This is a genomic window from Oceanobacter sp. ABM4_470, from assembly GCF_056158645.1.
The window spans coordinates 1358069-1378078 of the sequence record NZ_JBSWTR010000001.1 but is presented as its reverse complement, the minus strand read 5'-3'; the positions used below and the strand labels follow the sequence as shown (position 1 = coordinate 1378078).

At 54.5% G+C, this 20010-nt stretch carries 20 protein-coding genes; 10 read left to right on the top strand and 10 right to left on the bottom strand.

The window, feature by feature from the left end; all coding sequences use genetic code 11:
• Positions 1-63: 63 nt before the first annotated feature.
• Genes ACXADJ_RS06115 through metH form a run of 3 tightly spaced genes read right to left on the bottom strand, consistent with a single transcriptional unit; the run spans position 64 to position 5933 of the window.
• A complete protein-coding gene (locus ACXADJ_RS06115) occupies positions 64-804 on the bottom strand; it encodes a glycerophosphodiester phosphodiesterase family protein (protein WP_475064123.1) in 741 nt (246 codons plus the stop codon).
• Position 805: 1 nt separating this feature from the next.
• Complete coding sequence (locus ACXADJ_RS06110) at positions 806-2170, bottom strand: MATE family efflux transporter (RefSeq protein ID WP_475064122.1); 1365 nt, start codon at positions 2168-2170, stop codon at positions 806-808.
• Between the two features lie 31 nt (positions 2171-2201).
• Entirely contained in the window at positions 2202-5933 is a 3732-nt protein-coding gene (metH, locus tag ACXADJ_RS06105; protein ID WP_475064120.1) for a methionine synthase, read from the bottom strand.
• A 132-nt stretch (positions 5934-6065) separates the two neighbouring features.
• Here metH and nfuA point away from each other — a divergent pair, with 132 nt between their 5' ends.
• A complete protein-coding gene (nfuA, locus tag ACXADJ_RS06100; RefSeq protein ID WP_475064118.1) occupies positions 6066-6659 on the top strand; it encodes a Fe-S biogenesis protein NfuA in 594 nt (197 codons plus the stop codon).
• A gap of 122 nt (positions 6660-6781) precedes the next feature.
• Here the strand turns inward: nfuA and ACXADJ_RS06095 are convergent, their stop codons facing one another.
• Positions 6782-7069 carry a PilZ domain-containing protein gene (locus tag ACXADJ_RS06095; protein ID WP_475064116.1) on the bottom strand — a complete coding sequence of 96 codons (288 nt, stop codon included), beginning with the start codon at positions 7067-7069 and terminating at the stop codon, positions 6782-6784.
• Positions 7070-7297: 228 nt separating this feature from the next.
• Here ACXADJ_RS06095 and ACXADJ_RS06090 point away from each other — a divergent pair, with 228 nt between their 5' ends.
• Genes ACXADJ_RS06090 through ACXADJ_RS06060 form a run of 7 tightly spaced genes read left to right on the top strand, consistent with a single transcriptional unit; the run spans position 7298 to position 12550 of the window.
• Complete coding sequence (locus ACXADJ_RS06090; RefSeq protein ID WP_475064114.1) at positions 7298-8470, top strand: PP2C family protein-serine/threonine phosphatase; 1173 nt, start codon at positions 7298-7300, stop codon at positions 8468-8470.
• Entirely contained in the window at positions 8467-8958 is a 492-nt protein-coding gene (locus tag ACXADJ_RS06085; protein ID WP_028293533.1) for an STAS domain-containing protein, read from the top strand. Before ACXADJ_RS06090 ends, ACXADJ_RS06085 begins: the two co-directional genes overlap by 4 nt.
• A gap of 28 nt (positions 8959-8986) precedes the next feature.
• Entirely contained in the window at positions 8987-10012 is a 1026-nt protein-coding gene (locus ACXADJ_RS06080; RefSeq protein ID WP_028293532.1) for an NAD(P)H-dependent glycerol-3-phosphate dehydrogenase, read from the top strand.
• A gap of 14 nt (positions 10013-10026) precedes the next feature.
• Positions 10027-10344 (top strand): DUF4389 domain-containing protein, encoded by a 318-nt coding sequence (locus ACXADJ_RS06075; protein ID WP_475064111.1) that lies wholly within the window; start codon positions 10027-10029, stop codon positions 10342-10344.
• A 12-nt stretch (positions 10345-10356) separates the two neighbouring features.
• On the top strand, positions 10357-10851 hold the full coding sequence (sixA, locus tag ACXADJ_RS06070) for a phosphohistidine phosphatase SixA (protein ID WP_475064109.1): 495 nt from the start codon (positions 10357-10359) through the stop codon (positions 10849-10851).
• 20 nt (positions 10852-10871) lie between these two features.
• Complete coding sequence (locus tag ACXADJ_RS06065) at positions 10872-11822, top strand: alpha/beta fold hydrolase (protein ID WP_475064107.1); 951 nt, start codon at positions 10872-10874, stop codon at positions 11820-11822.
• Positions 11813-12550 (top strand): lipoprotein intramolecular transacylase Lit, encoded by a 738-nt coding sequence (locus ACXADJ_RS06060; protein ID WP_475064105.1) that lies wholly within the window; start codon positions 11813-11815, stop codon positions 12548-12550. Before ACXADJ_RS06065 ends, ACXADJ_RS06060 begins: the two co-directional genes overlap by 10 nt.
• 622 nt (positions 12551-13172) lie before the next feature.
• Here ACXADJ_RS06060 and ACXADJ_RS06055 read toward each other — a convergent pair.
• The 5 genes from ACXADJ_RS06055 to ACXADJ_RS06035 all read right to left on the bottom strand — a co-directional run bounded on the left by ACXADJ_RS06055 (position 13173) and on the right by ACXADJ_RS06035 (position 17378).
• Positions 13173-13838, bottom strand: a complete 666-nt coding sequence (locus tag ACXADJ_RS06055) for an RluA family pseudouridine synthase (protein WP_475064104.1) — start codon at positions 13836-13838, stop codon at positions 13173-13175.
• 93 nt (positions 13839-13931) lie between these two features.
• A complete protein-coding gene (gene trhP, locus ACXADJ_RS06050) occupies positions 13932-15320 on the bottom strand; it encodes a prephenate-dependent tRNA uridine(34) hydroxylase TrhP (RefSeq protein WP_475064101.1) in 1389 nt (462 codons plus the stop codon).
• Positions 15321-15397: 77 nt separating this feature from the next.
• Positions 15398-15931 carry a hypothetical protein gene (locus tag ACXADJ_RS06045; protein ID WP_475064099.1) on the bottom strand — a complete coding sequence of 178 codons (534 nt, stop codon included), beginning with the start codon at positions 15929-15931 and terminating at the stop codon, positions 15398-15400.
• Entirely contained in the window at positions 15928-17055 is a 1128-nt protein-coding gene (locus tag ACXADJ_RS06040; RefSeq protein WP_475064097.1) for a class I SAM-dependent methyltransferase, read from the bottom strand. Before ACXADJ_RS06040 ends, ACXADJ_RS06045 begins: the two co-directional genes overlap by 4 nt.
• Positions 17055-17378: a hypothetical protein gene (locus ACXADJ_RS06035; RefSeq protein WP_156879009.1), complete on the bottom strand. Its 324-nt coding sequence runs from the start codon at positions 17376-17378 to the stop codon at positions 17055-17057. The genes ACXADJ_RS06040 and ACXADJ_RS06035 overlap by 1 nt, the downstream gene beginning before the upstream one ends.
• A gap of 109 nt (positions 17379-17487) precedes the next feature.
• Between ACXADJ_RS06035 and ACXADJ_RS06030 the strand changes: the two genes are divergently transcribed.
• Together ACXADJ_RS06030 and ACXADJ_RS06025 are read left to right on the top strand one after the other, a co-directional pair.
• Positions 17488-18426, top strand: a complete 939-nt coding sequence (locus ACXADJ_RS06030) for an AEC family transporter (RefSeq protein ID WP_475064093.1) — start codon at positions 17488-17490, stop codon at positions 18424-18426.
• Positions 18427-18475: 49 nt separating this feature from the next.
• Entirely contained in the window at positions 18476-19402 is a 927-nt protein-coding gene (locus ACXADJ_RS06025) for a DUF4062 domain-containing protein (RefSeq protein WP_475064089.1), read from the top strand.
• A 122-nt stretch (positions 19403-19524) separates the two neighbouring features.
• Here ACXADJ_RS06025 and ACXADJ_RS06020 read toward each other — a convergent pair whose 3' ends face one another.
• Positions 19525-19866 (bottom strand): ArsR/SmtB family transcription factor, encoded by a 342-nt coding sequence (locus ACXADJ_RS06020; protein WP_028293524.1) that lies wholly within the window; start codon positions 19864-19866, stop codon positions 19525-19527.
• Between the last annotated feature and the right edge of the window lie 144 nt (positions 19867-20010).

Below are 20010 nucleotides of genomic sequence, written 5' to 3'. Positions count from 1 at the left end.
TATCATCCAGAAGAGGTAGTAACAGTGCAAAAGCGGCCAGTTAGATGGTGACCGCTTTAAGTATCAGTCCGCCGGATGGTCCAGCAAGGTAGGGAAATCACTGAAGATGGCATCCACCCCCAGTTCAAACAATTCCTGTGCCTGAATGGCAGAGTTAACGGTAAAGCAGCGAACCTGAAAACCGTTGCCCTTGAGTTTGGCGATGGCAGCCGGGTCGACCAATTCGGCACAAAAATGCAGCCCTTCGCACTCGAGTGGTTTGATTCGCTCCAGCGCATCGGCAGCAATGGCATCGGTTAGCCAGGCACGTTCAATATCCTTGTGATGTTGTTGGGCCAGTGCCAATGACCAGGGATTAAACGAGCTGAACAGCAGTTGGCGCGTCGCCAGCGGCGTATGCTCAAAGGCCCATTCCAACGCCCGCGAAATAGCCGATGCGGTTTCATATTCACGACCCAAAACCGGTTTGATTTCCAGATTCAGACACATGCCGGAAATGGCCGCCCATTCCAGCACTTCAATCAAGGTCGGTATGCGCGCGCCTGCGTATTGCGGCGAAAACCAGCTGCCGGCATCGAGCAATTGCAACTCAGCCAAGGAATGATTCAATAACCAGCCAGACCCATCGGTGCAGCGGCGCAGAATGTCGTCGTGAAAAATCACTGCTTCGCCATCGGCGCTCATACATACGTCCATTTCCAACCAATGCTGCCCCTGCTGACGGGCCAACTCAAAGGCTTCCATGGTGTTTTCCGGCGCCAGGGCACTGGCACCACGATGACAGATAAGCGGCGATGTTTTCATATTACACCTTCAAATGCGCCCACTGGCGACGCTGCCAGATCACACTGTAGATCACCGACAGGCCGGTTCGTTGCATGCCTTGCAATATCCACACGCCCAGCAGCCCAAACCCCAATACCGGACCGACCAGCCAGGCCAGCGGCAAGAATACACACCACTGCATGGCCAGGTTGATTTTCATCACCTTGCGACTGGCACCGGCCCCCAGTAACGCCTGAGTGAGCACCATGGCGGTCACTTCAAAAGCAATAAAAATACCGGTCACCTGCAAGGGCAGAACCCCAGCTTCAATCAATTCCGGCTCGTTGGTAAACACGTGCAGAATCATTTCCGGGAATAACCACAGCGGTACGCCAATCAGGGCGATCACCAGGCTTGCGACCCGCACCACTTCCCAGCCCCAGCGATGGGCATCGTGTTTGTCACCAGCCCCCAATGCATGACTAACCAGACTGGTGGCAGCGATGCCCATGCCAACAGCAGGCAGAATCAGCACCAGCTGCAACGAGATCAGAATATGGCCAATGGCCTGCTCCGTTGTACCAATCTGGCCAACGATCCAGAAAAACACACTGATACCCAAGGCAAACAGGGTTTGCTGCAAGGAATTCGGCCACGCCAGTTTGCCAAGTTGAAGCAACGTCGCTTTGGTTGGCAGTGTGACTGAGCCAAGCTTTTCTCGCTTTTGGCGAAAGGTAACCCAAGCGTACATGGCGGTACCGCACACCAGCGCCATGGCGGTGCCGATGCCTGATCCCACGGCACCAAGACCCTGCCAGCCGCCGAAGCCCAGCACATCAACCGCAGGAAGACCAAATACCAGCACATAGGAAAGCGACACATTGATGGCGTGCATGCCCAACAGAATCATCAGGTACTGACGGGTTTCGCCAATGCCGGACCAGTATCCGCGGTAAACAAAGTTCATCGACACGGCCACCAATGCGGCGGTGCGCCATTGAAAGTAGGGGGTGGCGATGGCGGCGACATCGGCGTTGTCGGTTAACGCCGGCATCAGCCAGGGCGCCAACGCGATAAACACCAATGTCAGAGGGATCGCGGCGGCGCAGGCAAAAAACAGCCCCGCCATCAATGGCTCGTGCAGCTTGCTGGTGTCACCCGCACCGAGGCGGCGAGCCACCAGCGCCTGAGTCGCCGCCGACAGGCCCATCATGATGGACACCATCACAAACGAGGCGTAACCACCAATACCAACCGCAGCCAGCGCGGCATCTCCGAGTCGACCCACCATGGCAGCATCGATCAGATTGATCAGGCTTTGAGACAGCATGGCGCCGATGATCGGCAAGCCAATGCCAAAGATACGGCGCAAGCGCTCCGGCTCCAGCCGAAGCGCATTGGCCAACAGATGATTCCCTGATAGACGACTCACAGGATCAGCGGTCGTAGCTCAGGTTTGGCGACAACCAGCGCTCCATAGTTTCCAGCGTCATACCTTTGCGGTCGGCGATATCCTGCACCTGATCCTTGTCGATTTTACCCAGGCCAAAGTAACGGGATTCCGGATGACCGAAGTACCAGCCGCTGACAGACGCCGCCGGTGACATGGCGAAGCTTTCAGTCAGGAACACACCCGTATGGGCTTCCGCATCCAGCAAGCTGAACAGGGTGGCTTTCTCGGTGTGGTCCGGGCAAGCAGGGTAGCCCGGTGCAGGACGAATGCCCTGGTATTTTTCCTTGATCAGCTGTTCGTTCTCCAGCTGTTCATCCGGTGCATAACCCCACAGCTCTTTACGCACTTTTTCATGCATACGCTCAGCAAAGGCTTCAGCCAGACGGTCGGCCAGTGCTTTCATCATGATGCTGTTGTAGTCATCGTGGTTGGCGTCGTACTCGGTTGCCAGCTGCTCAGCCTCAATACCGGCCGTCACCACGAAACCACCCATGTAATCGCGCTTATCGGCGGTTTGCTTGTCTTCTGGCATCACAAAGTCCGCCAGCGAGAAGTTTGGCTGGTCGTTTGGCTTATCGGTTTGCTGCCGCAAGTGGTGCAGTACACCCAGTTCTTCCGACGGATTCTCCGGATTGAAAATCACGGTGTCGTCGTTGCCGCGCTTGGCCGCAGGCCACAGACCAACTACTGCACGAGCACGGAACAGCTTCTCGTCAACGATACGTTTCAGCATCGCCTGTGCATCCTTGTACAGAGCAGTAGCGGCTTCGCCAACTACTTCGTCTTCCAGAATGCGTGGGAACTTGCCAGCCAGTTCCCATGACATAAAGAACGGCGTCCAGTCGATGTAATCGACCAGTTCGGCAGTGTCGTAATGGTCGAACACCGTGACGCCTTGCTGTGCTGGCATGACTGGCTCAAACGCATCCCAATCACAGGTAAAGGCGTTTTCAGCCGCTTTGGCGTATGGCAGCAGGGCCTTGGCCTTGCGGTTGGCGTTACGCTCGCGCACATGCACGTATTCGTCGCGGGTTTCCTGAATGAAGGTTTTCTTGGCTTCGGCATTCACCAGCTTCTGCGCCACGCCTACTGCACGAGAGGCATCAGCAACGTAGCAGGCAATGTCATTCTGGAACTGAGGTTCAATCTTCACCGCAGTGTGCGCCTTGGACGTGGTAGCGCCACCAATCATCAGCGGAATCTGGTAATCCAGACGCTGCATTTCGCGGGCGACATGAACCATTTCATCCAGCGACGGGGTAATCAGACCCGACAGACCAATGATGTCGCAGTTCTCTTCCCTGGCGACCTTCAGAATCTTTTCTGCCGGCACCATGACGCCGAGATCGACCACTTCGAAGTTATTACACTGCAGCACCACCCCCACGATGTTCTTACCGATGTCGTGTACGTCGCCTTTCACTGTCGCCATCAGGATCTTGCCCTGGGTCTCCGATTTACCGTCTTTCTCCGCTTCGATAAACGGCAGCAAGTAGGCAACGGCCTGCTTCATTACACGGGCACTTTTCACCACCTGCGGCAGGAACATCTTACCGGAGCCGAACAGGTCGCCAACCACGTTCATACCATCCATCAGCGGGCCTTCGATCACCTCGATCGGGCGATCAAACATCTGACGGGCTTCTTCGGTATCGGCTTCAACGTGCGCGTTAATGCCTTTCACCAGTGCGTGAGTAAGACGCTCTGCCACTGGCAGGGAACGCCATTCTTCGTCTTCTTTTTCAGCCACAGAGCCGTCGCCGCGATAGTTATCGGCCACCGCCAGCAGGCGGTCGGTGGAGTCTTCACGACGGTTCAGCACCACGTCTTCTACCAACTCTTTCAGCTCGGCAGGCAGGTCATCGTAAACCGCCAGCTGACCGGCGTTAACGATACCCATGCTCAGGCCGTTTTTAATGGCGTAGTAGAGGAACACCGAGTGAATCGCTTCACGCACCGGGTTGTTACCACGGAACGAGAACGACACGTTGGAAACACCGCCGGAGATCTTCGCGTAAGGCAGGTTCTCGGTAATGAATTTACAAGAGTTGATGAAATCGACTGCGTAGTTGTTGTGCTCTTCAATACCGGTCGCGACTGCAAAAATGTTCGGGTCGAAGATAATGTCTTCCGGTGGGAAGCCCACTTCGTCAACCAGAATGCGGTAGGAGTTTTCGCAAATCTCGTTTTTGCGAGCTTCGGTGTCGGCCTGACCATCTTCGTCGAAGGCCATAACGACAACCGCAGCACCAAAGCGCATGCAGGATTTCGCCTTGGCAATAAACTCTTCTTTACCTTCCTTCAGCGAGATAGAGTTCACCACGGCTTTGCCCTGAATGCACTTCAGGCCAGCTTCGATGATTTCCCACTTGGATGAGTCGACCATGATAGGCACGCGGGCGATGTCCGGCTCGGAAGCAATCAGGTTCAGGTAGCGCACCATGGCGGCTTCTGAATCCAGCATGCCTTCATCCATGTTGACGTCGATGATCTGGGCACCGTTTTCTACCTGCTCACGACAGATTTCCAATGCCTCATCGTAAGCTTCTTCTTTGATCAGGCGCTTGAACTTGGCAGAGCCAGTCACGTTGGCACGTTCACCAACGTTTACGAACAGGCTGGTTTCGTCAAAGTTGAACGGCTCCAGACCGGACAGGCGACAAGCCGGTTTGATCTCAGGAATGTTGCGCGGTGCGTGTTTGGCAACAGCTTCTGCAACGGCCTTGATATGAGCTGGTTCGGAGCCGCAGCAGCCACCCAGAATATTCAGGAAACCGCTGGCGGCAAATTCTTCAACAATGGCAGCCATTTCGGCAGGCGTCTGGTCGTATTCACCAAATTCGTTTGGCAGACCGGCGTTCGGGTGAGCTGACACGTAGCAGTTGGCTTTGTTGGCCAGTTCTTCAACGTGCGGGCGCAGCTCTTCTGCACCCAATGCGCAGTTCAGACCAATCGACAGAGGTTTTGCATGGGCTACCGAGTTGTAAAAGGCTTCCGCTGTCTGCCCAGACAAGGTACGGCCAGAGGCATCGGTGATGGTGCCGGAAATCATGATCGGCAGTTCTTCGCCTCGAGCTTCAAATACGCCCTGAATGGCATAAATTGCTGCCTTGGCGTTCAGGGTATCGAAGATGGTTTCGATCAGAATAATGTCTGCGCCACCATCCATCAGGGCTTCGGTCGCTTCGGTGTATTCCTCAACCAGCTGATCGAAGGTAATGGCACGGAAACCCGGGTCGTTTACATCCGGAGAAATCGACAGGGTCTTGCTGGTTGGGCCCACAACGCCGGCAACGTAACGAGGAATACCGGTTTCGGCTTCCACCTCATCACAGACACGACGTGCGAGGGCAGCCGCTTCGCGGTTCAACTCTGGCACCAGCTCCTCAAGGTGGTAGTCGGCCTGTGAAACACGAGTGCTGTTAAAGGTATTGGTTTCAATAATGTCGGCACCGGCCATCAGATACTGACGGTGAATGCCAGCAATGATGCCTGGCTGGGTAAGGACCAACAGGTCGTTGTTACCTTTTACTTCCTGAGTTAAGTCAGCAAAACGCTCGCCGCGATAGTCTTTTTCTTCAAGCTGATGAGACTGAATCAGGGTTCCCATACCCCCATCAAGAATCAGAATACGCTCTTGGATGGACTGTTTAAGTTGCTGTATACGCTGCTGGCGACTGGCATTTGGCATGGGTCTTGGGCTCACTTGTGACATCGGACAACAAATAAAATGGCGCGAGATTGTACCAGAGGGGATACACCTTGTCTTTTCCAAGCAAATTAGTTGGGTATTTCGTAGGTCGCCCCCATCCGATACAATGAGCCCAAGTTTTGAGGATTAGCATTTATGACCGAGTATCTGACCATCACCGCAGACGCTGAAACATACCTTGCCGACCTGCTTTCCAAGCAGAACGTTGAGGGCATGGCGGTGCGTGTTTTTATCACCCAGCCTGGCACCCGCTACGCAGAAACCTGTCTGGCGTACTGCCGCCCGGAAGAGGTGAATGAGTCAGACGAAGTTCAGCAGATGGAAAAGCTCAAGGTATTTGTTGAAGCCATGAGCATTCCGTACCTCGAAGAAGCCACAATTGACTTCGCCAAGGACAAGATGGGCGGCCAGCTGACCATCAAGGCACCAAACGCAAAAATGCCCAAGGTGACCAACGACAGCCCAGTGGAAGAGCGCATCAACTACTTGCTGTACACCGAGATCAACCCGGGCCTGGCCTCCCATGGAGGTGAAGTAAGTCTGGTGCAATTCGTAGAAGAAGAGGGCATCGCGGTACTGAAATTTGGCGGCGGCTGTCAGGGTTGCAGCGCAGTGGATATGACACTGAAAGATGGCGTTGAAGCCACCATGATCGCCAAGATTCCGGAAGTTCAGGCCGTACGCGACGAAACCGACCATACGGTTACCGACAACGCTTACTTCAAGTAAGTCGTTACACGCAAAGTCGAATACACAAAAAGCGACGGTCACCCAGTGACGGTCGCTTTTTTTGTTTCAGTCAGAATTGCCAGGAAATCCGCAAACAAATGCGACCAGACCGGGGCTGATCATCAAGTCAGCGCGTCAAAATGCACGGCGACCTCTTCGCCTTTTTCCGTCTCAGCCATCCGAATGATGGTCACTTCCGCTTGCAAAGGCGCGGTTGGGCCGCCACCACTCTCAATCACCAGGGTGCCTTTCTGGTCAATCGCCAGGCTGGTCGGAGCTGCCGCAATTAATCGCGCCCCAGTGGTCGAAAGGTCCACACACGTCATCGCATACACCGTACCAGCCACCGTCAGCTCTGCGTTTGTCTCAACCGTGACGCGAATGAAGTCCCTTTTTTCCGAGTGATGCATACAGCCCTCCGGCAGTTCATTTATTGAACACAGAATAAAGTATAGCCACCAGCGGCCGAAATTCATCAGAATTCGCCATTGCATGGGAGTTGAGTAGGCGTTAGTGTTCGCACAATTACAGCGCAAAAGGTACAGGATGCCGCCCTGACACACAGGCATCCACAACGCGCATTCGTTCCCCCGTGTGGTTTACGGGTTTCTTTGCAATCGTATAGTCCGGAGATGTGAATGACCGCAACTGTGCTGGTCATTGATGACGACCCAACCGTCCGCGAGAGTATTGCCGCGTTTTTGGTCGACTATGACTACGAAGTCGCTACTGCCACTTCAGCCAACAATGCCTGGGAAGTACTGGAACAAACGGCCGTAGACCTTGCCGTGTGCGATCTGCGTATGCCCGGTGTCAGTGGTATAGAGTGGCTGGAGCAAGTGCGCGACCGCCAGCCTTCCTTGCCCGTCATTGTGGTGTCTGGTGCTGGTGTGATGGACGATGTCGTCAAGGCCCTGCGCCTGGGTGCGTCGGATTTTCTGGTCAAGCCCATCCTCGATCTGGAAGTGCTGCATCACTCAATCACCCGTGCTCTCGAACGCACCCGTCTTGAGCAGGAAAATCAGGCTTACCGCCAGCACCTCGAACGCAACAACGCCGAGCTGAGGCGCGGCCTTGACGAACTCCGTAAAGACCAGCTCGCTGGCCGCCAGATCCAGATGCGCATGCTGCCCGACCCATTGGATGCAGGCGAATATCACTGCGAACACCGCCTGTTCCCGTCACTGCTGCTGAGCGGCGACTTCCTTGATTTCTTCGAGCTTGATGACAACCAGCTAATTTTCTACATTGCTGACGTGTCCGGCCATGGTGCCTCTTCAGCATTCGTTACGGTTCTGCTGAAGAATTTGACCTATCGTCTGCGCCGCAATTTCCATCGCGGCTCCAGTGATGACCTTCTTTACCCGTCCCGCGTACTGGACCGCATCAACTCGGAGTTGCTGGCCACCGGGCTGGATAAGCATTTGACCATGTTTTACGGCATTATCGACCGTGAAACCGGCACACTGAGCTACAGTACAGGAGGGCATTTGCCAATGCCGGTACTGCTGACGCCTGATGGTGCCCAATACATTGAAGGCCGCGGGATGGCTGTTGGCCTTTTCCCGGAAGCCGAGTTCAAGACCCGAACAATGGAACTCCCACAGGAATATCGTATTCTTATGTTCTCTGACGGCATTCTTGAAATCATGCAACAAAGCGCGCTGGCTGAAAAAGAAGCCTGCCTGCTGGAACTGATCGAATCCGAATCAGGTGACCTGGACGGTCTAACCCAAAAGCTCAATCTGGACTCCGATAACGAAGTGCCAGATGACATTGCCATGGTAGTAATTGGTCGAGGTGAGCTATGACAGCCGGACACATCCAGGTAGCACAACACGATGGCGTGCAGGTTATTCGCCTGCTGGGCGATGTACGCCTGAACCTGTGCACCGCATTCGACAAGTACATTCGCCAGGTGGTGAGCAAAGGCAACTTTGATAACGTCACCATCGATCTTTCAGATGCCGAGGGAGTCGACAGCACCTCGCTGGGACAGCTGGCGAAGATTTCCATTCTCAGCCGGGAAAAGTTCAGCATCACGCCGACGATCTTTTCTCCGGACCCGAGCATCACCCGCATCCTGATGAGCATGGGCTTCGACATGGTATTCCATATCGTTGAAGAACCTCTGCAGGATGCGTCTGAATTCCGTGAGTGGGCCGATGACACCATCGACGAAGACGAAGCCCGCGAACAGATCATCTCTGCACACAAGGCACTGATGGACCTTAACGATTCCAATCGCAATACATTCAGCGAATTGGTTGAAACCCTGGAATGCAGCAGGCAAGCCTGACGCAACCAGAGCATACCCGGAGGAAACAGTGGGGATCCGAAAAGCAGCCATTATCGGTGGCGGCAGTTTTGGCACCGTCGTCGCAAACATTCTGGCCGACAATAACGTCGAAGCCGTACAGTGGATGCGCAACCAGGAAATCGCTGACAGCATTTCCAACCAGAACCTCAACGAACAATACCTGCCGGGCGTTCAGCTGAACGCCAACTTGCAGGCCACCACCGACATTGAATCCGCCGTCAGCGGAGCCGATGTGATCTTTGTCTCCGTACCCAGCAAGCACGTACGAGACGTTATTAGCAGCTTTGCCCATCTGGTCGACAAGCGTCAGGCGCTGGTCAGCACCACCAAAGGCATTGAGCCAGAAAAATTCCTGCTGATGAGCCAGGTCATTCGGGAAGTCTTCCCGGATAACCCGATTGGCGTACTCAGCGGCCCCAACCTGGCCAAGGAAATCGCCCGCAAAGAGTTGGCGGCAACCGTATTTGCCAGCGAAGACAGTGAGTTGCGCCGTAATATTCAGGACGTACTCAGCTGCGATTATTTCCGCGTTTACGCCGCCAACGACGTGTTCGGCGTGGAACTCGGGGGTGCCCTGAAAAACATCTACGCCATTGCCTCAGGTTTTGTCGCCGCACTGGGAATGGGCGAAAACACCAAAGCCATGATCATCACCCGATCACTGGCTGAAATGAGCCGCTTTGCCGAAGCCATGGGGGCCAACCCGATGACCTTCCTTGGTCTGGCTGGGGTTGGCGATCTGGTGGTAACCTGCATGTCGCCGCTAAGCCGCAACTACCGTGTCGGCTATGCAATTGGCAGTGGCAAAAACCTCGACCAGGCGGTAGAAGAGCTGGGCGAAGTGGCGGAAGGTGTTAATACCTTGCGTTATGTCAGGGCAAAAGCTGCAGAGTGGGGTATCTATATGCCTCTGGTGATGGGCGCGTATGAATGTTTGTTCAACGGCGCCGATCCTCGTGCAGTTGCACAAGGTTTGATGACAGGTGAAGCTGCATCCGATGTTGAATTTGCTCTGGCCAAACATGAAATCTGATAAGGAGAGTCTGCATGTCTGGTGATTTCCGCAGCAACGTAACGTCGGATTCCTTCTGGATTCGCACCATTTACACCGTCATCTTTGTATTGATATCCCGCATCCTCGATCTGGTGCTGTTGTTGGCCACACTGGTTCAGTGGGTCAGCCAGCTGATCTCCGGCGAACCCAACAAAAGCCTCGCTGGCTTCTGTTATTCGCTGGGTATTTATTACCAGCAGGTGACCCATTTCCTGACGGGCGTTTCCAATGACAAGCCATTTCCATTTGCGGATTGGCCGGAAGCTCCCGCCAACAAGGAAACCCCGGACACCGAGGATGCCCCTGAATAAAAGGGCATTCCCGTGAAACTTTGTATTGTCAGACACGGCTCGGCCGTCGTTGGTAGCCTCGACGACATCAGCCGTGGTCTCACAGAACAGGGATCCAACGAAGCTGCGGCCGCTGGCCGTTGGCTCGCAAAGCAATCATGGAATGATGCTGAAATGTGGGTCAGCCCCTATTTCAGAGCACAACAGACCGCCGCTAACATCAACGCCGGCTTTGAACAGCATGGCTCACCACTGGCGCAATCCGAGCAAAATACCCTGACACCATCCTCCGACGTCCAGTCCATCCTTGAGCTGCTGGTTCACCAGCAACGCGATCTGATTCTGGTATCCCACTTACCACTGGTAGGCCGCTTGGCCGCGGCATTGACCGAAGGTCAGGTTTTCGACCAGCCATGGTCACCGGCCGAGTGTTGGATATTGGAGGGCGAGATTGCAGCATCTGGCTGTATGGATGTTTCTGCGGTCTGGTATCCTGCACTGGAACACCAGGCGCAAGCGGGATTCTGACATCCCGCCATCGGGATGCTATGACTTCTTCAGCGATTCGCTCTACAGCAACGACAACAACCATCGAAGCAGCCACAGGCTCTTACCCGGTCAGTCGCACGTACAAACTGGCAGGGCAGTGTCTGGCCACTTTGGAGTGGGGAACGGAAGGGGCAGGCAATAAACCCACGGTGCTGATGCTGCACGGCTGGCTCGATAACGCAGCCAGCTTTCACCGGCTGGCACCTGCGCTGGCGGCCGATTTTCACTGTATCGCTTTGGACTGGCCAGGGCATGGCCTTTCTGACTGGCGCGCTGATTATCCGATCTGGGCTTACCCTCAGACGCTGATCGAATTTATCGACAGGCTGGGTCGCAAAGTCCATATCATTGGTCACTCCATGGGTGCTGCATCGGCCGTGCTGGCCGCTCCAACTCTGACCGCTGAATTGCAGTCCCTGACACTGATCGACGCCGTAGTCCCCATGACCAATCCCGGGGAAGCTGCGGCCGACAACTTCCGCAAGGCACTGGAAGCCCGCAAACGTCTGAAGCCGTTTCGCTGCTACCCAAGCGCAGAGGCAGCTCTGACCGCAAGGCTGAAAAGCAGTCCCGACATTGAAGCTGACAGCATGCGTCCGTTGGTAGAAAGAAACCTCAAACCAGCTTCAGGCACACCAGACGCCAGCTCAGCCACCAGTGATACAAACGTCGTCTGGCGCATGGACCCGGTTTTAAGACTACCGTCTGCCGTTCGACTAACCCCTGACATGGCCAACAGCTTTGCCCAACAGGTCCGCACGCCAACACTGGCCATTCATGCAGATAGCGGGCTGTTTCGAGCTGACACATTTCAAGCCATGGCAGACTCGATCCCCACGGCCAAATCCGTTAGCCTTGCCGGCCATCATCATTTACATCTGGACAGCCGCTATTGTGACGGCGTTATCAGAGCTGTTCGGGACTTTCTGGAGAGTGGCATTTGCGTATAGCCCAACAAACCGCCTGGATGCTGGTGTTGATTTCCGCACTGGTTGCCTGCATCAGCGCAGGTTGGTTCAGCCTCGCCAAGCTGCACTACGGTTTTGACCATTGGTACGATTTTTACGAAATCGAAGCCCATATTGACCGTTATGGCCCACAGAATCGCTACAAGCCCGGCTTACAGGAACTGCCGCCAGAGCAGCATATTCGCTTGTTTAACGACATCAGTGAAGCCATTCACCAGCACGGCGAGGGGTTGGAAGACATTCGCTATGACTTCCGTGGCCGCAGCATCAAGCTGCTTCGCCAACCGGAAGTTGTTCACCTGCAGGATGTTGCCAATCTGATCGATGTATTGCGCATTACCGCCTGGGTTGCCGCAGCTATTGCACTGACAGGCACAGTAATACTGGCCAGACTCAAGCTGACGCCACAGTGGCGCATTCAGGCGGGGCTGTTGCTGTTGCTGATTGCCGGCAGTTTGGCCGTCGTTATGCTGATAGGGCCATTGGAAGTTTTCTACTTCCTGCACGTGCATATTTTCCCGGAAGACCATGAGTGGTTTTTCTATTATCAGGATTCACTGATGGCCACGGTGATGCGAGCACCGGTTGTGTTCGGCGGCATTGCCGCAGCCATTGCAATGCTGGGCCTGGTGTTTTTTATTGCTTACCTGTTTGCACTGAAATATTTCCTGCGCTGGCAGCTGGGTCGGAAAGCCGGTGTTATTCTCTAGGGACCCTCTGAATAACTCTGCACAGCTCTGCGCGAGTCCTGCAGCTTGTCAGGACAAGACGGCGAATGCAGCGGAATGGCTGGCCCTTTCCAAGTTCGCCAACACCGTTCTGGCGGGCTGCAGGCCGCGCCCTAAGAGGATGGCAGGGCATTGCTGACTCTGTGTCGCTGATCTTTGACTTGACCCGCCAGGCCTGCAAATCAGCTTCGTGACTCAGCTGCGCCCTGTCATCCAGAGCGGGCACCGAGTTATTCAGAGAGTCCCTAGGGACCCTCTGAATAACTCTACACAGCTCTGCGCGAGTCCTGCAGCTTGTCAGGACAAGACGGCGAATGCAGCGGAATGGCTGGCCCTTTCCAAGTTCGCCAACACCGTTCTGGCGGGCTGCAGGCCGCGCCCTAAGAGGATGGCAGGGCATTGCTGACTCTGTGTCGCTGATCTTTGACTTGACCCGCCAGGCCTGCAAATCAGCTTCGTGACTCAGCTGCGCCCTGTCATCCAGAGCGGGCACCGAGTTATTCAGAGAGTCCCTAAACCCCAAGACCAAACACAAAGCCCGGCATTGGCCGGGCTTTTGGTTTTTTAACGTGTCAGGCGAGCACCGCCCGAGCAAGTGACCGCCTCAAAACGGCGGCGGACACACCATGTCCATTCGCTCACCGGTACGAGGATGATTGAATGACAATTCCCGCGCATGCAGGTGCATGGTCGGGGTTTGGCTTTCGTCGTAATCCTTGCTGTAGAACGGATCACCAATAATAGGGTGACCAATGTTCAGCATGTGCAAGCGCAGTTGATGGGAGCGACCGGTCTTGGGGTAGAGCTCCATACGGGTCGCAATGCCCTCAGCCCCTGACTCTGCAACCACCAGTTCTTCCGCCAGCTTTTTCCAACGGGTCAGCGCGTAACGGCCTTCGGTATGGGAAATTTTCTGTAGCGGGCGATTAGGCCAGTCCACAATGATTGGCATATTGATGGTGCCCTGATTGCCTTTTACCTTGCCGGTCACACGGGCTTCATACACTTTGCGGGTGGTTTGCTTCTCAAACTGCTGCTGGATAGCCGTCAGGTCTTTTTTGGTACGGCCGTACACAATCAGACCCGAGGTGTCCTTGTCGAGACGGTGAATAATGTGCAGCTCGTCCACCAGTACCTCCAGGCGACCAAAGGCGGAATCCTTGTTGTACAAACCGGGCACACTGAGCAGGCCGGATGGCTTGTTGAGGATAATGATGGCTTCGTCCTGGTACAGGATGTGTTCTTCAATCATACGAACGGCACTACTCATGGCTGGGCGACGGGAAAGGCCGCCATCTTAGCCGGATTGCCATTTGATGGCGAATCCGGTTATTTCTTCAAGTACGCATAGCTCAGTAGCTGGCTACTGAGGCAGGTTGCGAATCAACATGGCTTTATCCAGATCGGAAGCAGATAGCCCCTGCGGAATATCCAGATCAACAACAAAACCGGACCCCGGCGCATCCTCACGGGCCTGACCATTAAGGCCCTGTATGCGCTCCAGCGTATACACATGATTGCCCGAACGGGTCATCAGCTCGACCGAATCACCAACTTCAAAGCGATTTTTCACCTCAACCCGCATCAAGCCGTCCACCACGCCGGTCACTTCGCCGACAAACTGCTGCGCCGTACTGGTGGAGTTGCCGCGCTCGTAGTTCTGGTATTCATCATGGACGTGACGGCGGAAGAAGCCTTCGGTGTAACCACGATTGGACATATTTTCGAGGACATCCATCAGGTTGCGGTCAAAATCCTTGCCACGCAGTGCGTCATCGACTGCCTGACGATACGCCTGGGCTGTCCGTGCTACGTAGTAATGGGACTTGGTGCGCCCCTCGATTTTGAGTGAATCAACACCGGCCTTGACCAGATTCTGCACATGCTGAATGGCGCGCAAATCTCGGGAGTTCATGATGTAGGTGCCGTGTTCGTCTTCAAATGCCGGCATGTACTCATTCGGGCGCGATGCCTCTTGTAGCAGCACAATCTTGTCGGTGGTTTCGCCCTCGCCGAGGGTAGGTTCCGGCTTGCCAGCACGACCAGCCGGCATGGTTAAAGGATCGGTTGCCTGAACAGTTGCCGGATCAAATTCCTGGGCACCCACCGGGATCACATCACCGCTCATGGTTTCAGTGGCTTCGTGGGCGTCGTATTTCCAGCGACAGGCGTTGGTACAGGTACCCTGATTGGGATCGCGGTGATTCATGTAACCAGATAGCAGGCAGCGGCCGGAATAGGCAATACACAGCGCACCGTGCACAAACACTTCCAGCTCCATTTCCGGGCAGCGCTGTTTGATTTCAGAGATTTCGTCCAGCGACAGTTCACGGGACAGAATGATGCGACTAACACCCTGACGACGCCAGAACTCCACCGAGGCATAGTTGACCACATTGGCCTGCACCGATAAGTGAATCTCCTGATCTGGCCACTTATCCTTCACCATCATGATCAGTCCCGGGTCGGACATAATCAGAGCATCCGGATTCATTTCAATCACAGGCTGGATATCGCGCATGTAGGTCGCCACTTTGGCGTTATGCGGAGCAATATTGCTGGCAACGTAGAACTGCTTGCCGAGCTCATGAGCGCGGGCAATGCCTTTGCCAAGGTTTTGCAGATTAAAGTCGTTGTTGCGGACGCGGAGGCTATAGCGAGGCTGACCGGCGTATACGGCATCTGCACCATAAGCAAATGCGTATTCCATGTTTTTGAAAGTGCCCGCAGGGGAGAGCAGTTCGGTTTTCATGGTAGGGCTCCGGCGTGAAAAATCGGCGAATACTACTGATTCGCCGCGCCAGAACCCTGATTCAGATCAAGAGAGCCTCAGGCTTCCAGACCAAACAAGCTGACATCCAGCTCTTTCAGCCAATCAAAGTAGGCTTTGCCAACCGGAATCTGACGCACAGCGCCAAACTGGTCGGCAAACTCCTGCTGAATATCGGCAAAATAGTCCTTCAAGCCGGCGTAATCGCTATCGAGCTCAACCATTTCATCCTGACAACGAACAACAAAGTCGTTCAGCAACTCAACGTCGTCACTTTCCGGATCAAACACCGACTCCACCGAGGCGTACAGCGCCGACAGCGTCAGATCAACGATAGCATCGCCTAATGAATCGTCATCCAGCTCCAGCTCGTTGCGCCATTCACTGAAGTCGTTGAAAAACCGCATCAGGTTATCCCGTGACTTCAGCTCACCACGCAGAAACGCCGTTTGCTTGTTCATCAGCTTGGCGAACGTTGAGATGTCGGCACCATTACTGTCATCGCCTTCGGCAAACAGTGCTACATGGGGCTGATTGATGCGGGCAATCGCCAAATACCAGGCACTGCGGGCGACTGAGTTATCAAGTTTCATCCATTGCTCCGATCGGCCTGGCGCTTGGGGTTAGCCGCCAGCCAGACATTGAATTTGGTATCACCTGCCAATTGCTCAACGCTGCCAAACAACGCACTCAGGGCTGGCCTGTATTTCAGGTGACGATTGGCCACCACAATCAGCTGGCCGTCGTCAGCCAGTTTGGCGGCGCTTTGCTCGAACATGTTGCGAGCAATGTTATCCAGCTGCTTGTGACCATCGTGGAAAGGCGGGTTACACAACACCAGATCCAGATTGTCCGGCACATGCTCAAGACAGTCACCATGATGAACCGTGATGTCGACACCGGCAACGGTGGCATTGGCGCGGGCCGACTCAACCGACGGCCAGTGGTCGTCGGTCTGGATCATGGTCAGATTGGCGTTGTTGCGCGCCAGCCAGTTACCCAATACGCCATTACCACAGCCCAAATCACACACAACACCGGCTTCGGCTTCCAGCAGTTCAGGAAGCTGTTTGAGCGTATCAATCAGGAAGCGGGCACCGGGGTCGAGATTGGCGCGACCAAATACGCCGGGCAGGGCAGTTAGCCGTACATCATCGAGGGTGTAGCCTTTATCGAGCGCCGGCTTCGGCAGTCGCGTGCCATTGCTGATTTGCAGCAAACGCGCCTTGCGCTGTTGCTTGAGCTGCTGGTAACCATCGGCATTGGCCTCCAACCAGTTCAGCCACTTCACCGGAATGTGTTTGCTCATACCGGCCAGCCAGATTGGCGTACCAACGGGCAATGCTTGCTGGCATAACCACAGCCAGTAGTGCAGCTGGTCAAAGTTTTTCGGAATGCGAACGACCACCGCGTCCAGTTTCCCGGAATTCTCCAGCGCAGCCGCGTCTATGACGGTGGTGAATTGAATACCGTCGACGTCGTTACGCCGGGCGTTTTGCTCGGCGGCATAACGCGCAGACGCGTTCTCGACATAGCTGACACCAGCAGGCAAGGCGCAAGCCAAAGCCCCGTATCGATCATTGATGATCAGACAGTGTTGGTCAGCTGGGAGAGTCTCAACCAGATATTCATCAGCAGCATCCCACGGCATGCTGACATGCTCCGGGACGGCTGGATAGCATTCAAGATGCAAGTTCAAAGCAGGGCAATGTGGCATTAGTAGATGTCTTTAAAGTCCTTGCTTTCCAGTTGCTCCAGCAGGGAACGCTCTTTCTCTTCGCGCACTCTTGGCTCTGGTGTATCCTTCGCGCTAACTTCCTTCTGTTCAGATTTGACTGCTTGTTGTTGCAGCTGTTCCTGATTCAGTTGATCTTTGGCTTGCGGATTGTCATCCAGAAACTTCTCGAACACGGACTTGGTGCGATTCTTCACGCGCTTGCCGTTCTGACGGTCTGGCGCCTGCTTCTTCAGCTTGGATTTGTTGCCCGTTTTAACGTTGTGAATACGTTTCAGTGAGCGGGTTTTTTTTACTCGGGTCATGATCGACTCATGCATGGGTTTAATTGGCGCAAGACTACCAGAAACTGTGCCTGAATATTAGCCACTCCAGCACGCTCAGTGCTGCCTCTAAATTGGAATTTACTTTCAGATGTATTGGCAATCGCTTGTTTTTACTGCAGAAATCATCCTTCCTGTATTCCTGCTGGTTGTGCTCGGCGTTTTTCTGAAAAAGAAAAATATGATCGACGACCACTTTTTGAACGTCGGCTCGCGACTGGTTTTCAACTTGACACTGCCAACACTGGTCTTTCTGGCCATTTCCAAAGTGCATTTTGGCAGCGGCACCCACTTTGAACTGATGGGATTTGTGGCAGCCGCCATCATTGTCAGCTGCTTTATCTGCTACGGCTGGGCGCACCTGTCGGGCATCAAGTCTGAAGACGTATCGGCTTTTGTACAGTCGTCGTTCCGATCCAATCTGGGCATCGTCGGCATCTCTACCGTGGTGTATGCCTTTGGTGACGAAGGCACCCAGATTGGCGCGCTGGTACTTGCCATTGGCGTCCCCATGTACAACCTCATGTCGGTGGTGATTTTGGCACGCGGTCATGGAGTAAACTGGGGCGGCCAGCTGACCATGATTGCCAAAAATCCGCTGATCATTGCCATTTTGCTGGCCTTGCCGTTCAGTATCTTTTCCTGGGAGTTACCCAAAGCCGTTGGCAATGCTGCCCAAAGCCTGGGTCAGATGACATTACCACTGGCATTGATCGCCGTTGGCGGCACGCTGGACTTCCAGGCCCTTAAACGAGCCAACAGCATGACCATGCAAATCGCTGCCTTGAAGCTGGTTGTATTGCCTATCGCCACGGTTGGTGTAGCGCTATTGGTTGGCATTCGAGGCATTGAACTGGGTGTAGTAGCGCTGATGTTGGCCAGTCCGACAGCCGCTGCCGCGTTTGTGATGGCGCGTGCCATGGGAGCCAACCATGTACTTACCGCCAACGCCATTGCGGTGACCACGCTCGGGTCTATGCTGACGATGGGCGGAATTTTCTATGTTTTGAGCGTCGCGTCACTGGTATAGTGACGCCCTTGGGCTTTTTTTGACAATTTTGGGATTGGTGTAACTGAGAATGCCAGCAACTCAACGCCACATGGTGTATCTGGCATCCAATATGGATGGTCTGGAACTTGAACGCTACGAAGTCGAACGCGTTCTGGCACGCCAAGGCATGACCAATGTGGGCTTTGCCTGCCCGCGTGAAGGGCTTGCTTACGATTGGGATTTCGCACGCCAACAAATCGAACTGGCGGACGTGTTTGTGCTGCTGGTTGGTAACGATTACGGCCAGGTGTCGCAAACTGGCATCAGCGCCCTTCATCGCGAATATGTGCATGCTCGCACGCTGGACATTCCGGTATACGCATTCCTGAAGAATCCGCCATCCGGTAACAACCTGGACGCCGATCAGACCCGCCTGAGAGGCTTCTACCAGCTGGTTACCCAGCAGGTGGGCTACAAGCTGTGGCACCTTCGCGATGAACTGACGGCGTTGGTGAAAGCCACCGTCAATCCAAACAACCCCGACTTTGGACCGGGCTGGGTTCGAGTTGAACCCGCCGCCAAGGCAGTACCTGATAACATCCCAACGACACCACCCAAGCAAGCTGCGGCTTCTTCGCAGCTATCGCCGCGTGAGCGACTGGAACTGAACCGCAAGACCATCAACCTGTTGGTACAAGCGAAGGTCTATCAGGGCGGTAATCTTTCAAGAGAAGAATTGGCACTACCTGCAAAGCTGGATCAGCTGTATCGAGCACTGCAAAGCTCGTTCGCGTCAGACACCAGCGAGGATCGCATTCGCGGCAGCCTGGAAGCGATTATTTCTGATACCGTGCGCCGCAAGCTGCTGGAGCGCAACCCGGACGCCCACGCCGTCGACGACATTCGCATTCCGAAAGAGCAGTTTCGCTCAGTACTGGAAACCTGGCAGCAACTGGGACAAGTACGCCAGAGCAGCCACTCAGGTCGTGACTACTGGCGCTCCAGCAATGACTGAGCAATTGAGCTTTTAGTCTGCCAAAACGACAAATATAAAAAACGGAGCCTTTGCTCCGTTTTTTATATCCACTGGCTTGCCCTGGCAGCCATCGGCGGCTCTCAAAACGCGCACAGCGTTCTTCACAGCGTCCCGAGCACATCTCCCAGCACTGCCTGTTTTTCCGTCCATTCCTTGCGCATGCCATCACAAACAATGGTGCAAAGATCAAAAACAAAAGGGGCACCAATACTGAAATAGGCCATGTTGCCAGACTGACGACGATTGACCATGCCATGGGTTTTCAGGGTCGATAAATGCTTGGACACATTCGGCTGCGAGGCTCCCGTGGCTTCAACCAGCTGCGTGACGGATTTCTCCCCTTGCTGCAATTCATGAAGAATCCGCAAGCGCATGGGATCAGACAGCAAACGAAAGCGCTGGGCGATCATTTCAAGCATTTCATTCGACAAATTTTCAGACATGGCATTCTCCTGTAATCATCGGATTGTACCGCGACAAACTGCATTCACTTATAGGCATAAAGATATTTCTTGTAACCCTTTATTCTAAGGATATAACGGCAGTTTGTTCAAAACGCCAACAGCTCTTACTAGCTGATCGAAAAG

Excerpts from the sequence above, each read along its gene's own strand:
- ACXADJ_RS06115 (WP_475064123.1), bottom strand. The coding sequence starts at position 804 with ATGAAAACATCGCCGCTTATCTGTCATCGTGGTGCCAGTGCCCTGGCG.
- metH (WP_475064120.1), bottom strand. The coding sequence starts at position 5,933 with ATGTCACAAGTGAGCCCAAGACCCATGCCAAATGCCAGTCGCCAGCAG.
- nfuA (WP_475064118.1), top strand. The coding sequence starts at position 6,066 with ATGACCGAGTATCTGACCATCACCGCAGACGCTGAAACATACCTTGCC.
- ACXADJ_RS06095 (WP_475064116.1), bottom strand. The coding sequence starts at position 7,069 with ATGCATCACTCGGAAAAAAGGGACTTCATTCGCGTCACGGTTGAGACA.
- ACXADJ_RS06090 (WP_475064114.1), top strand. The coding sequence starts at position 7,298 with ATGACCGCAACTGTGCTGGTCATTGATGACGACCCAACCGTCCGCGAG.
- ACXADJ_RS06085 (WP_028293533.1), top strand. The coding sequence starts at position 8,467 with ATGACAGCCGGACACATCCAGGTAGCACAACACGATGGCGTGCAGGTT.
- ACXADJ_RS06075 (WP_475064111.1), top strand. The coding sequence starts at position 10,027 with ATGTCTGGTGATTTCCGCAGCAACGTAACGTCGGATTCCTTCTGGATT.
- ACXADJ_RS06065 (WP_475064107.1), top strand. The coding sequence starts at position 10,872 with ATGACTTCTTCAGCGATTCGCTCTACAGCAACGACAACAACCATCGAA.
- ACXADJ_RS06055 (WP_475064104.1), bottom strand. The coding sequence starts at position 13,838 with ATGAGTAGTGCCGTTCGTATGATTGAAGAACACATCCTGTACCAGGAC.
- trhP (WP_475064101.1), bottom strand. The coding sequence starts at position 15,320 with ATGAAAACCGAACTGCTCTCCCCTGCGGGCACTTTCAAAAACATGGAA.
- ACXADJ_RS06045 (WP_475064099.1), bottom strand. The coding sequence starts at position 15,931 with ATGAAACTTGATAACTCAGTCGCCCGCAGTGCCTGGTATTTGGCGATT.
- ACXADJ_RS06040 (WP_475064097.1), bottom strand. The coding sequence starts at position 17,055 with ATGCCACATTGCCCTGCTTTGAACTTGCATCTTGAATGCTATCCAGCC.
- ACXADJ_RS06035 (WP_156879009.1), bottom strand. The coding sequence starts at position 17,378 with ATGACCCGAGTAAAAAAAACCCGCTCACTGAAACGTATTCACAACGTT.
- ACXADJ_RS06030 (WP_475064093.1), top strand. The coding sequence starts at position 17,488 with ATGTATTGGCAATCGCTTGTTTTTACTGCAGAAATCATCCTTCCTGTA.
- ACXADJ_RS06025 (WP_475064089.1), top strand. The coding sequence starts at position 18,476 with ATGCCAGCAACTCAACGCCACATGGTGTATCTGGCATCCAATATGGAT.
- ACXADJ_RS06020 (WP_028293524.1), bottom strand. The coding sequence starts at position 19,866 with ATGTCTGAAAATTTGTCGAATGAAATGCTTGAAATGATCGCCCAGCGC.